At 68.7% G+C, this 12859-nt stretch carries 12 protein-coding genes; 5 read left to right on the top strand and 7 right to left on the bottom strand.

The window, feature by feature from the left end; genetic code table 11:
- Positions 1-77 precede the first annotated feature (77 nt).
- Positions 78-887 (top strand): HEAT repeat domain-containing protein, encoded by an 810-nt coding sequence (locus VGI12_14125; GenBank protein HEY2433809.1) that lies wholly within the window; start codon positions 78-80, stop codon positions 885-887.
- Positions 888-1052: 165 nt separating this feature from the next.
- On the opposite strand, the gene dacB is transcribed toward VGI12_14125, so the two are convergent.
- The 6 genes from dacB to VGI12_14095 all read right to left on the bottom strand — a co-directional run bounded on the left by dacB (position 1053) and on the right by VGI12_14095 (position 7999).
- Positions 1053-2531 carry a D-alanyl-D-alanine carboxypeptidase/D-alanyl-D-alanine-endopeptidase gene (gene dacB, locus VGI12_14120; protein HEY2433808.1) on the bottom strand — a complete coding sequence of 493 codons (1479 nt, stop codon included), beginning with the start codon at positions 2529-2531 and terminating at the stop codon, positions 1053-1055.
- Positions 2518-3822: a DUF4340 domain-containing protein gene (locus VGI12_14115; GenBank protein ID HEY2433807.1), complete on the bottom strand. Its 1305-nt coding sequence runs from the start codon at positions 3820-3822 to the stop codon at positions 2518-2520. The genes dacB and VGI12_14115 overlap by 14 nt, the downstream gene beginning before the upstream one ends.
- Complete coding sequence (locus VGI12_14110) at positions 3823-5391, bottom strand: Gldg family protein (GenBank protein HEY2433806.1); 1569 nt, start codon at positions 5389-5391, stop codon at positions 3823-3825.
- Between the two features lie 3 nt (positions 5392-5394).
- Positions 5395-6156: an ABC transporter permease subunit gene (locus tag VGI12_14105; protein HEY2433805.1), complete on the bottom strand. Its 762-nt coding sequence runs from the start codon at positions 6154-6156 to the stop codon at positions 5395-5397.
- A complete protein-coding gene (locus VGI12_14100) occupies positions 6149-7144 on the bottom strand; it encodes an ABC transporter ATP-binding protein (GenBank protein ID HEY2433804.1) in 996 nt (331 codons plus the stop codon). Before VGI12_14100 ends, VGI12_14105 begins: the two co-directional genes overlap by 8 nt.
- Positions 7145-7294: 150 nt before the next feature.
- Positions 7295-7999, bottom strand: coding sequence for a PilZ domain-containing protein (locus tag VGI12_14095; GenBank protein ID HEY2433803.1), 705 nt, complete (start codon positions 7997-7999; stop codon positions 7295-7297).
- A gap of 68 nt (positions 8000-8067) precedes the next feature.
- Between VGI12_14095 and VGI12_14090 the strand changes: the two genes are divergently transcribed.
- From VGI12_14090 to VGI12_14080, 3 genes are all read left to right on the top strand, one after another.
- Positions 8068-8334, top strand: coding sequence for a hypothetical protein (locus VGI12_14090; protein ID HEY2433802.1), 267 nt, complete (start codon positions 8068-8070; stop codon positions 8332-8334).
- Positions 8331-9146, top strand: coding sequence for an ATP-dependent sacrificial sulfur transferase LarE (gene larE, locus VGI12_14085; protein ID HEY2433801.1), 816 nt, complete (start codon positions 8331-8333; stop codon positions 9144-9146). Before VGI12_14090 ends, larE begins: the two co-directional genes overlap by 4 nt.
- A gap of 66 nt (positions 9147-9212) precedes the next feature.
- The gene (locus VGI12_14080; GenBank protein ID HEY2433800.1) at positions 9213-11387 is read left to right on the top strand and encodes a hypothetical protein; all 2175 of its coding nucleotides are present in this window, start codon (positions 9213-9215) and stop codon (positions 11385-11387) included.
- Positions 11388-11396: 9 nt separating this feature from the next.
- On the opposite strand, the gene VGI12_14075 is transcribed toward VGI12_14080, so the two are convergent.
- On the bottom strand, positions 11397-12155 hold the full coding sequence (locus VGI12_14075) for a class I SAM-dependent methyltransferase (GenBank protein HEY2433799.1): 759 nt from the start codon (positions 12153-12155) through the stop codon (positions 11397-11399).
- Positions 12156-12201: 46 nt separating this feature from the next.
- On the opposite strand from VGI12_14075, the gene pal reads away from it, so the two are divergent.
- Complete coding sequence (gene pal / locus VGI12_14070; GenBank protein ID HEY2433798.1) at positions 12202-12780, top strand: peptidoglycan-associated lipoprotein Pal; 579 nt, start codon at positions 12202-12204, stop codon at positions 12778-12780.
- Positions 12781-12859: the final 79 nt, after the last annotated feature.

The following is a 12859-nucleotide window of genomic DNA, read 5'->3' as shown; positions in this document are numbered from 1 at the left end:
TGGCCGCCATAGGCCGCCGCCGCGACAGGATCGGTCGACCAGGTTCGGGGCGGAGAGGCCTCGGATAAAATGACGGCGTGTGGCGTTTCGTCGCGCTCCTGTTGGCCCTTGTGGCGGGCGTGGCGGCTGCAGTCTGGTATTACCGCGCCGCGCCAACCGAACCACCCGTCAGCGTCGTCGTGCGCAACGACGACCACTGGCTCGACGACCTGCAGAGTCGTTCGCCGAAAGACGTCGAACGCGCCACCGCCGAGCTCGAGCAGCGGGGCTCCGCCGCGCTGCCGGCCATTCGCCGCGCGCTTCAGGATCCCGCCGCCGAACCGGCGCGGCGTCGGGCCGCGCTGAAGGCGGCCGCGCTCCTGGGACCGCGCGCTGTCGAGAGCCTGCCCGACGTAGCGGCGGCTCTCAGCGATCCTGCCTACTCGCCCGAGGCCGGCCTCGCGCTCAGCTTCATGGGATCGCCGGCGGTGCAGACGCTGCGCGAGGCGCAGCACTCCGACGAGCCCGTCGTCCGGCGCGAGGCCCTGCGAGCCCTGGGCAAACTGCGCGAACGCGCGTCGATCGACCCGCAGCTCGTCATCCCGCTGCTGCTCGACGGGCTGAAGGATTCCGACGCGGCGGTGCGGCACGTCGCCGTGACCTATCTCGGCATCGTCCGAGATCAGCCCGCGCCGGAGGTGGCGGGGCTCGTCACCGCGCTCGCCGACTCGGTGAGCGACGTGCGCTCGGCGGCGGCGCTCGCCCTGTCAAGCTATGGCTCGGACGCTGCGCCGGCCGTTCCCGACCTCACTCGCGTCTCGACCAAGGACCCTGACGACGACGTCAAGCGCGAGGCGGCGCGCGCGCTGGTCCACATCGCGGAAGTGCCCGGGCGCGCCAATCGGTAAGTCGCCTTCATCACGGCGCCGGCTGTGCACGCTGCCGACCGAGCCCTTGTTCCCGTGGCGCCGGCGGTCGAGGGTCCGATGCCGTCGCCCGGCGCCTGGTCGTCGTTGCCCTTGATCGGGCCGTGAAGATCGGCGCCCTCCTCGGCAACCCGACTAACGGCGTCGTCACCGGTTTCGGTGGTTCGCCAGCCTCTCCACCGCGAGATCGGTGATGTAGTTCACTGTCGCGGCCGGAATCGCGAAGCTGTTGGCGAGGATCGAGAAGGCCAGCGTCTCGCCGTCGCGCGTGCGGACGTATCCCGACAGCGCGCGGACGTTGGAGATCGAGCCGGTCTTGGCGATGGCGTTGGCCTCGGCGCGCGTCGCCTTCATCCGCGAAGCGACCGTCCCGTCTTTGCCGGCGATGGCCAACGTCGAGGCGAACGCGGCCTCGTGGCGGGGATCCGCGTGCAGGTGCTCGAGGACGGCGACGATCGTCTCGGCGGTGACGTAGTCGTAGCGGGACAGCCCTGAGCCGTCGACCTGCACGTAGCCGTCAGGCGCGACGCCCCACGCCGTGAACACGGCGCGCGCCGCCTCGATGCCGGCGTCGGCCGATCCCGGCTTGCCCGAGCGGGCCGCGCCCATCGCCCGCAGCAGCGTTTCGGCGTAGAGATTCTGGCTGACTTTCATCATCGTCGTGGCGATCTCGCGTAGCGGCGGCGACGACGTTTCGACGAGCACGCGCCGCGGCAGCTGCGCTACGCGGTACTGCCACTCCTGTATCTCGACGGGCAGGCCACGGACGGCAATCCCGCGATCGACGAGCGCGAGCAGCAGCGAGTGCGCGAAATAGCGTGCCGGGTTCGCCACAGCCACCTGCCGCGTCAGCGGCGGGGCGCCGGCGGCGATCGATCCACCGATCTCGAGCGCGGCGGCATCGGCCTGTCGCGTCACGGTGACGGCGGTCGTCGAACCGGCGTCGCCCGTTACGACGCGATGCAGCAGCTGCAGCCCGACGAGCGGCGTCAGCTCGATCGCCGCCTGGTCGCCAGCCATCGCTCCCGGGCGCACCGTCACCGTCCCGACGTTCTCGTTGTATTCGAGCGCGCCGGCCGGAGCGGCGTAGCCGTCCTGGAGGTAGTCCCATGACCAGCCCTGGCCGATGCCGGTTCGATCGAACGCGCTGTCGTCGGCGACGACGCCGCCGTCGATGCGGGTGATGCCGGCGGCTCTCAGCGAGGCGGCCCACGAGTCGAAGACGGCCGCGGCGCGGCCGTCGCGGCCGTTGATCGTGGGATCGCCCGTGCCGCGGACGATGAGGTCGCCCTTCAGGGCGCCGTCTTCGACGTCGGCGACCGTCTCGAGCGTCGTCTTGAAGCGATAGTCCCAGCCGAGTGATTCCGCGGCCGCGGCCAGCGTGAGAATCTTCAGGTTGGATGCCGGCATCATCAGCGTGCCGGCATTGCGCGCGTAGAGCACGCGGCGGCTGTCGAGCGATCTGACGTCGACGCCCCAGAGCCCGTGCTCCATGGCCGGGGCCGTGAAGATGCGATCGAGATCCTGCGCGAGCCGCCGCTCGTTGCGGGACGGTCCCGCGGCGGCGGCCGTCAGAACCGTGGCCGCGACGAGGAGGGCGGTGCTGCCCCTCCTACTTGAGCGCATCGAGCGCCTTGGCGATGGCGTCGAGTGCGGAAGCGTCGATCTTGGCGGCGCCCTTGTCGCCGTCGCGGCGCGCGAACGCGTCGGTTCCCTGGCGTGCGAAGGCGACCTTCTCCTGCTTGCCCTCGTCGAACTTCAGGGCTGCCGTCATCTCGGGAGCGTCGAGTGCCGGGGCCGAGTCGACGAACCCGGTGGCGCGCGCGTTGGTGAGCGCGGTGATGAGCGCGTCAAGCTTTGCGCCGTCGGCCGGCTTGGCCAATGGCGTCACCTGCTTCCAGGTGTCCTTGTCCTTCTCGTAGGCGAGCGTCTGGGCGCCGCGGACGATCTCGATGCGGGTAGTGTTGAAGGCGCGCGCGTCGAAGAGATCCTTCAGCCGGAAATCGTCGATCGGCTTCTTCAGCTCGTCGGCGAGCGCCGACTCCACCGTGAACACCATCGGGCGCGCGAGGTCCCTGGCGTAGACGATGCCGTCGCCGGCGCTCTTGCCGATCGCCAGCGCCGCCTGCGCGCTGCCAGACGTGACGTGCACCGTCGCGGCGGGCTTGTCGAGGCCGAACTCCTTCAGCGCATTCGCGTCGGCGTCGTTCGACGCGATCGCCTTCATCTGGGTCGAGTTCAGCCGCCCGATCAGCCCCTCGATCGCGCTGAAATCGGCGCGCGCCCCGATCGGCGCGGTCAGGCGCCAGTCGACTCCCTGCTTCGCCACGGTGATCGTGCGGCCGGCGGCGTCGATCGTGACGCCGTCGACCTTGTCGCGATCAATCTTGAGAATGGTCTTGTCACGCAGATCGAAAGGCGACTTGTCGAACGTCGTCTCGACGTAGGAGGGGACCAGGAACACGCGCGGCTTGTCGGGAAGGCGCGCGTAGAGATCGGTGCCGGTCGGCGTCTTCTGTCCGAGCAGCAGCGCGCGCTCCTGGCCGCCGCTGCGGAACCTGACTTCGATGCGCGCCGGCTCGAGGCCGTACTGCTTGTAGTCGGACGGCTGCTCGTCGATGACCCGCGAGACGCTCAGCGAGGCGAGGTTGGTCGTGATGCCCGAGACCTCCGCTTCGTCCGCCGGCACGCTGGCGGGCTTGGTCTCCTGCCACTTGTCTCCCTGTTTCGCGGCGGTCGTCGCCTCTCCCTTGGCGGACTTGATCGTGACCTGATCGATCTTGTCCGACTGCAGGTCCGCGAAGGCCTTGTCCTGCTTCTTCTCGTCGGACGGCTCATGCTTCGAGTCGTAGTAGAGGTAGCCGCCCAGCGCGGCGGCTGCCACCAGCAGCAGGAGAAAGGAACGGAGCCCTTTCATCTACCGTCTCCGCCGCCACCAGGTCTGCACCCCGGCCAGCAGGACCAGCCCCGGCACGATCAGCACGGTGAGGTAGAAGATGCGCCGCTGCTGATCGGCGGTCAGCGTGATCCGGCGATCTTCGGGGTCGCGCGGGCGGATGGCGATCAGGTTCTCCTGTTGCGCCAGCCAGTTCACCGTGTTGAGGAACAGATCGCGGTTGCCCTGCACGCCGAGGAACCCGTTGGCGGGGAAGTCGGAGTCGCCGAATGCGACGAGCCGCGTTTCAGCCTTCTTGTCGCCGTTCGCGTCCGCCGCCGCGCCCGCGGCGGCACCCGACACCGCCGAGGCGATCGCTACCGGACCTGCCTTGTCCTTCGCCGGGTCGAGCTCGGGCTTGCCGCCGAGCACGCTCTTCAGGTCCGTCTCTCCCCAGCTCTGACGGCTGGTCTCGACGAGCCGCTGCGCCGTATGTCCGTTCACGCCACCTTCGATCGGCGTCATCGATCGCGCGAGCGGGTAGGCGGTCAGCAGGTTGAATTTCTCGGTGATCGGGTGGGACGGATAGCTCGCCGCCACGGGAATCGACGCATCGGCGCCGATGAGGCGTCCCATCCCGCTGGCGTCGACGACGATGTCGTGGCCGGCGGCGATGTCCCAGTCCTTCAGCAGCCCTTCGAGCTGCGCCGGCTGCGGCTCGTTCTCCTTGACGATCGGATCGACCATGACGAGCAGCTTGCCGCCCTTCGCCAGGTACTTCTTCAGCGCGTCGATTTCTCCGGTCAGGAAATCGGTCTGCGGACCGGCGATCACCACCACGTCGGCATCGTCGGGGACGCCGTTCTGCTGCGCGAGTACGAGCTTGTCGACCTTGAAGTTGTTCGAGGAGAGCGCGCCCGTAATCGAGGAGTAGCCGAGCCGGTCGGTGTTGCCCGCCTCTTTTTCGCCGTGGCCGCTGGTGAAATAGACCTTGGGGGTCCGTCCCGTGATCACTTTCACCAGCGCATTGGTCAGGTCCTGCTCGGAATCGCTCGTCGACTTCTCGTTCCGGCTCTGGTACTCGAAGACGACCGTGCCGAGCGTCGTGACGCCGAGCTGCTGCGCGACGCCCGGCCGCTTCTCGGGATCGATGTACTCGACCGACAGCTGCTTCGACTGGTAGGTGTACTGATCGAGACGGTCGCGGTAGCGCTGGAAGTCGTCACTGCGCGCGAACACCTGGACGTGCACGGGCGACTTGAGGTCCGCCAGCACCTTCTTGGTCTGATCCGACAGCGAGAACTGCTTGGAACCGGTGAGGTCCCAGCGGCGGTTGTGGCGGGTGGACAGGTAGTTGATCGCCGCCAGGATGGCCACGACGATGATCACGCTGGCCGCCGCGAGCGACCCGTAGCGCGTCTGCCGGCCGCTGAACGACTGGCCGATCTCGCGCCACTGACTCAGGATGTAGAGCAGGGTGCAGACCAGGCCGGCGATCGCCAGCGCGTTGTAGTACTGCTGCCATTCCGGCTTGAGGAACCGGATCGCCACCGCCGCGAACACCAGTGCGACGCCGAGCCAGCCGAGGAGTCCGAAGATCCGCTTCAGCATGGCTCAGCCCCGCCACCTTTCCGTGTCGACCGACTTCGCGGTGAGGAACAGCCCGAACGTGATGAAGCTCAGGTAGTAGATCACGTGTTTGGTGTCGATGATGCCCTTCGAGAAATCGTCGAAGTGCTCGGTGATGGAGAGATACGAGGTGATCGGCCCGAGGGTCGGGCCCGCCGAGTCGGCGAACCAGCCGATGATCCACAGCAGCAGGAAGACCACGAAGGTCACCACGCCGGCGACGATCTGGTTGCTGGTCGTGCTCGAGATGAGGAGCCCGATCGACAGGAAGGTGCCGCCCATCAGGAGCAGCCCGAGATACCCGGCGACGAGCGGCCGCCATTCGGGGCTGCCGTAGACGAACAGGATCGCCATGTAGCAGAGGGTCACCGCCAGCATCGCGCCGTACAGTCCGAGCGCGCCGAAGAACTTGCCGAGGATGATCTCGACGTCGCTGATCGGCGAGGTCAGCAGCAGCTCGATGGTGCCGGAGCGCTTCTCCTCCGAATAGGTCCGCATGGTGATCATCGGCATGATGAACAGGATGATCACCGACGCGTTCTGCAGCACGTAGCGGATGACCTGCTGGTTGATGTTGATCGACCCGCCGGCCTGCGCCATCTGCAGGCTCTGCTGCACGAACGCCTGCAGGTACAGGTAGAAGAAGACGCCGAACGGCAGCAGGAAGAAGCCGATGATGACGTAGGCCATCGGCGACGAAAAATACGAGCGCAGTTCCTTCTGCGCGATGGCCAGCACGTTACGCACGGGGACCCTCCTCGGCGATCAGCGGGGTCTGCGGAGCGGCCGGCGGCTCCTCCGGCAGTTCTTCGGTCGTCACCTGCAGGAAGACGTCTTCGAGGCTCATGCGCATCGGCCGCAGCTCGAGCAGGCCCCAGCCGCGGGTCACGATTTCGCGCGCCAGCTCGCGGCGGATGTCGCGGCCGCGCTCGCTCTCGACCTCGAAGGCGCCGCTGTCGGTGCGCTGATCAGCTGGGGCGACCCGCGTCACGCCCGGCACGTTGCCGAGGGCCGTTGCCGCGTCACCGCCCGCCGCATCGATCTGCACATAGAGGGTCTCGGCGCCGCGCAGCCGCGCCGTCAGGTTCTCGGGGGTGTCGACGGCGACGACCCGCCCCTTGTTGATGATCACCACCCGCTGGCAGGTCTGCGACACTTCCGGAAGAATGTGCGTGCTCAGCACGATCGTGTGGTTGCCGGCGAGTCCGCGAATCAGGTCGCGCGTCTCGATGATCTGCTTGGGGTCGAGGCCTGCCGTCGGCTCGTCGAGGATCAGGACGTCGGGGTTGTGGATGATCGCCTGCGCAAGGCCGACCCGCTGGCGGTAGCCCTTCGACAGCTTGCCGCAGTGGCGGCCCGCCATGTCGTGGACGTGCGTTCGTTTCATCACCGCGTCGACGCGCGCGGCGCGCTCGACAGGCGGCACCCCCTTGATGCGCGCCACGAAATCCAGGTACTCGCGAACCGTCATGTCGGGGTAGAGCGGCGGCGTTTCCGGCAGATAGCCGGTGCGCTGCTTGGCCTCGATCGGATGCGTGAAGACGTCATAGCCGGCGACCGACACGCGTCCTTCCGACGCCGGCATGTAGCCGGTCAGGATACGCATCGTCGTGGTTTTGCCGGCGCCGTTGGGGCCGAGAAACCCGAGAATCTCCCCGGGTTCGACGCGGAAGCTCACGTCGTCGACGGCGGTCACCCTGCCGTAACGTTTCGTGACGTGCTGGACCTCAATCACGAGACCTCTCCGGAATATGCAGAAAACTTGATGATATACGGTCCGGGGCCCGCCCGACCATTACGACCGTGTAAGGACAATGACAAGACGGCTACGGTACGACACCACGAACCTGGACGGCGCTGCCACGCGATCCGGCTGCATCCGAGGCTAGGCCTTGCGGTTGGTGAAGAAGTGCTGGTCGACGAACTCGTCGATGGCCTGCTGATCGCCTGAGTCCACCTTCTCGAACTGCAGGCCCATGCCGACGCGGCGGTCGCTCCACGCCACACGCGAATCCGCCTCGACGTCGGCCTTCGAGCCAGGCAGACGGAATCGCACGCGTACCTTGGCGTGCTGCTCGAGCGGACTCATCGTCCGGATGGCCACCCCGCCCTTGCTCAGGTTCAGGGTGAGCGCCGCCGCGATCGTGTTGCTGAAACGGTAGGCGACAGGAATGCCGAGCACCACCCGCGGGCTGCCGCGGCGGTTGAAGTTGTCGGGGAAGAGGTGCGGCGCGAGTGACGGCAGGATGTTCTGCACCGCGCTGTACTCGTTGACGTAGCCGGCGACTCCGAGCGCGGCCAGGTCCTTCACCTCGGCGGAGCTGGCAATCGTCCCGCTGAACACGAGAATGGGCAGCCGTCCGCCGTCGATCTTGCGGATGGTGCGAACCAGCTCGACGCCGCCGGCGTGAGGCAGCCGCAGATCCAGCACGATCAGGTCGATCTGCGCGAGATCATCGCGCAGGTGGCCCAGGAGGTCCGCCGCCCCCTTGACGCTCAGGCAGCGGTGCCCCGCGCCGACCAGCGCCGAGGCAAAACGGTCGCGCACGAAGGCGGTGTCGTCGGCGACGATAACGGTCTTGCTACTCACGGGCTTGATTGCGCAATTTATCAGGTTCTCGCTATAATCCGAACTTCTATCGACGCGTAGGAGCGTGTATGGCTACTTGTCCCGAGTGCGATGCCGAGATCGAGGTCGATGAATTCGACGTCGACAAAGGGGATTCAATCAGCTGCCCTGACTGCGGCTCCAACCTCGAAGTGGCCGGTACCTCTCCCGTCGAGCTCGAGCTTTCGGACGACGACGACGACGACGACGACGAAGAGGACGAGAAGGCCGGCGACGACGACTTCGAGGGTGAGGAAACCGACGACGGTGACGACGACGAGGAAGAGGAGACGGAAAAAGAGGACTGGGACGAGTGATCCGGCCCAAGGCCGCGGCGCTGGAGGCGAGGCTCGCGGCGCTTGGCTCGGTGGCCGTAGCCTATAGCGGCGGCGTCGACAGCGCGTTTCTGGCCGTCGTCGCGTCCCGCGTGCTCGGCGAGCGCGCCATCTGCCTGACCGCCGACAGCCCCAGCTATCCCGACCGCCATCGCGACCTGGCGATTGGCACCGCGCGCGCCTTCCGCCTTCGGCACGAGATGGTGCGGACGTCCGAGATGGACAATCCGGCCTACCGCGCGAACCCGTCCAACCGGTGCTACTACTGCAAGCACGAACTGTATTCGCGCCTGACCGTGATTGCCCGCGACCGCGGCTTCGCGGCGGTCGTCGACGGCAGCAATGCCGACGACCGCGGGGACTACCGGCCGGGGCGGCAGGCGGCGCGCGAGTTCGGCGTGCTCAGCCCGCTCGACGAGGCGGACCTGACCAAGGCGGAGATCCGGGAGCTGGCCCGTGAGGCGGGAATGACCACCTGGGACGAACCCGCCTCGGCGTGCCTGTCGTCGCGCATTCCCTACCATTCGGAAGTCACGGAAGAGAAGCTTCGCACGATCGAAGCGGCAGAAGGAGTGCTTCGCGGCCTCGGGTTCCGCGTCTTCCGGGTCCGGCATCACGAGTCGATCGCGCGGCTCGAGCTCGGACCCGACGAGATCGCCCGCGCGCTCGAGCCCGGAACGGCAGCGGCGATCGACCGGGCGCTCCGCGACCTCGGCTACGCCCACGTCGCCATCGATCTGCGCGGCTACCGCCAGGGCAGCCTCAACGAGGCCCTCAAGCTGCGCGTCATCTAGCAGTCCCGGGGGCCGTGCGCCGGCCCGCTGGACGCGCCGCAGTGCCGTAGGGTACGGTCTATTTCCGTGACCAGCCTGCGATCGGCCCGTGCGGCGCTGGTGCTCGTCTTCCTCGCCGCGCATCTCGTCTGGCTCCCGCGCACCCTCGAGGATCTCGACTCGATCAACTTCGCGCTAGGGGTGCGCGACTTCGACGTCGCTCGGCACCAGCCGCACCCGCCCGGTTATCCCGTGTTCATCGCGCTCGCGAAGGGCTCGACCGCGCTCTTGCGGGGCCTCGGTGTCGAGGCGGCGTCGCCGCGCGGTCTGGCGATCTGGAGCGCGATCGGGGGGGCGCTCGCCTTGCCGGCGATCGTCCTGTTCTTCCGGCGCCTCGAGGATCGCCCGAGCCTGGCGCTGTGGACGACGGTCGTGGCGGCCACGGCGCCGCTCTTCTGGTTCACGGCGTTGCGGCCGCTGAGCGACATGCTCGGTTTCTCGGCCGCGATGTGGACGCTGGCGTTGGTGGCCGGCGCGCCGTCGCCGCGCGCGGTCATGGGGGCCGCGCTGCTCGCGGGACTGGCGACCGGCATCCGCTCCCAGACCGCTGTGCTGACGGTGCCGTTTCTGCTCTACGCCGTCCTGCCGCGCCGGCTCCCGCTCGTGTTGGTCGGCGCCGTCGCGGCGTTCGTGCTGGGCGGCATCGCCTGGGGCATCCCGCTCGTCGTGGCGAGCGGCGGGATGAGTGCGTACCTGCGCGCGCTCACGTCCCAGGCGGGGGAGGATTTCGGCGGGGTCGCAATGCTGTGGACGTATCACTCGCGGCACGACGTCCTCGCGGCGCTCGAGAACACCTTCATCTGGCCGTGGGACTGGCGGGTCGGCATTCTCGTCTGCGTGCTGGCGGCAGCGGGGCTGCTGCGCATTCTGCTGCGCTCGCCGCGCGCGGCGTCCGCGCTCGCCGCCGCATTCGCCCCCTACGCGGCGTTTCACCTGCTCTTCCAGGAGACCGTGACGACGCGGTATGCGCTGCCGCTCGTGCCGCTGGCGGCTTATGGGGCGCTGGCCGCGCTCGAGGGGCTGCCAGCGCGCGCCATGCAGGCGGCGGCGATCGGGATTGCCGTGCTGTCGCTCGCCGCGGCGCTGCCGGCGTCGGAGCGCTATGCGCGCGAGGGCGCGCCGATCTTCCGCACGTTCGACGACATGGCGGCGACAGCGCACGGCGGTGATCGCGTCGATCTGATCGGCATGCACGCCAGCGCCCGGCGTGCGGCGGAGTGGGCGGCTCCGATCCTGCCGGCGCGGGTGGCGATCGCGCCGCATGGAAGCGAATGGCTCACCCTGATTGCCGCCTGGCGCGCCGATCCGACCGCGCGGATCTGGTTCGCGGCCGACCCGATCCGCACCGATCTGTCACTCTTCGATCCGCACGCCCGCGTGACGGCGCGGCGATATACCTGGGGTTTCGAAACGCTCCCGTTCGTCGGCGGCGCCCGCCCCGACGAGATCGACTGGCTGCACATGGAGCCGCCGAACTGGATGCTCGATCGCGGCTGGTCGCTTACGGCCGAGGTCGGCGGCATCACCGCTCGCGATCGCCTGGGACCGGCGGCGGCGCCTGCCGTCGCCTGGCTGCGCGCGCGCGGCGACGAAACGACGGTGCTGATCGGCGGACGCCATATCGGCGCCGGCACCGCGACGGTGGCGCTGCGGCTCAACGGAACGCCGGTCGACACCTTTGCCGCGCCGTCCGGGTTCTTTCTGCGCCAGCTCACGCTGCCGGCCGGCGCGCTGTCCACCGGGACCGCGTATCAGCCGTTCGACGTGACGTCCATCGGCGAGGTCTCGCTCGAGCAGTTCGACGCGCAGCCGCCGGGCGTCGCGATGTTCGGCTACGACATCGGCTGGCACGAGCCGGAGTTCAGTGCGGCAGAGCGACGGGCCTGGCGCTGGACGAGTGATCACGCCGATCTCTGGGTCCGGCCGATCGGCCGCGCCGTGACCCTGCGCCTCGCCGGCGAGAACCCGCTGCGCTATTTCAAGGCGCCGCCGCACGTCCGCGTCACGGTCGCGGGGCGTGAGATCGCCGCGTTCGATCCCGCCGGTGACTTCGAACAGGCCGTCCAGATCCCCGGCGACGCGCTCGACGCCGCGCACGGCCGCGTCACGCTGGACACGTCGAGCTTCTTCGTTCCCGGCGGAGCGGCCGGTGGCGATCGCCGTCGCCTGTCGCTGCGCGTCTATCGCGTCACCGTCGAATAGCGCCCGAGGCTACGTTCGCGCCGCTGCGCCGTCGAGGGGTTTCGACGCCACGGCCAGCAACGAGCTGCCGACCGGCATGTTGAGCACCCGGAGCGCGGCGGCCTCGATCGCGAGCAGGCCGGACAGCGCCGCATTGAGCGGCGCCGCCGGCACCGCAATCTCCTCCTCGGACTCGACGTGGGCGCCCGACAGGCGCTGCTTGATCCGGACGGCCGCCACGATCGGCAGGATGCAGAAATTGGTGTACGTCGCGCGGGTGACGGCAAACCCGGCGGCTTCGAGGCGGCTCGTCAGATCGCGGCGGCTATAGCGGCGGATCTCGTTCGACAGCACCGAGTGATTGCCGCGCAGCGCCGCGAGCGCGGCGACGTTGACGACCAGCGTGCCGCCGGGCTCCAGGACGCGGAACATCTCGGCGATCGCCGCCTGTTCTACGGCGTCGGGCAGGGAGTACAGGACATCGAACGAGGTGACCAGCCCGAAGGCGGCGTCGGCAAAGGGCAGTCGCGACACCGTCGCGCGCGCGACGCGGCGCTCGCCCTGGGAGGTGGCATATTGAAGCCCGGCGTAGGTCAGGTCGATACCGTAGGCAGGACCGTATCGCCGGAGCAGCGTCAGGTTGTGGCCCGTGCCGCAGCCGCAGTCGAGGATGGCCGGACGCCGGGTTCCCGCGGCTGCCGCGACGATCGGTTCGACGAAGCGACGGAAGCCGCGGAACCAGAAGTGATCGCGCTCGGCGCGCGCCGTTGCCTCGAGAAGTCGATCCACGTGATAAGCTCTGGCAAATTTTACATTGCGCCCCGAGGAGACCGAAATGAGAGCAGGAGTTCGAGGGTTCGCGGCGATGGTGCTGATCGCCGCGCTGAGCGTCAGCGCCTGTGGCGGAAAGAAAGCGCCCACGACCGCGCCGCCCCCGCCGGCTGCGCCGCCGCCCGCCGCCCCGCCGCCGCCCCCAGCGCCACCCGCGCCGGCGCCCGCTCCGGCGCCCGCGCCCGCCCACACGCCGACCGAGGACGAGGCGTTCGCCAGCGAGACGCTCGAGCAGCTCAACAGTCAGAAAGCTCTCGGCGACGCCTACTTCGACCTCGACTCACAGACGATCCGCGACGACGCGAGGCCGATCCTGCAGAAGGACGCCGACTGGATGAAGCGCTGGCCCTCGACCAAAGTACTAGTCGAAGGACACGCCGACGAGCGCGGCAGCGCCGAGTACAACCTGGCGCTCGGTGAACGCCGCGCCAGCGCGGTGCGCGATTACCTCGTGAACCTCGGGATCGCCAACGACCGCGTCCAGGTCGTCAGCAAGGGCAAGGAAGCCCCCGTCTGCAGCGACGCGAACGACGCCTGCTGGCAGCAGAACCGCAGAGGTCACTTCCTGGTCACGGCGAAGTGATCGCAGGTTCGCGCTGAGCCTTTCTCGGTTGACGGCGTGAGGCCGATCGTTCAGGTCTGCCTCACGCACCAGCTGGCGG

Source organism: Vicinamibacterales bacterium, assembly GCA_036496585.1.
Lineage (GTDB): Bacteria > Acidobacteriota > Vicinamibacteria > Vicinamibacterales > 2-12-FULL-66-21 > JAICSD01.
The sequence above is the reverse complement of the archived record's forward strand: the minus strand, read 5'-3'. Positions and strand labels throughout refer to the sequence as shown.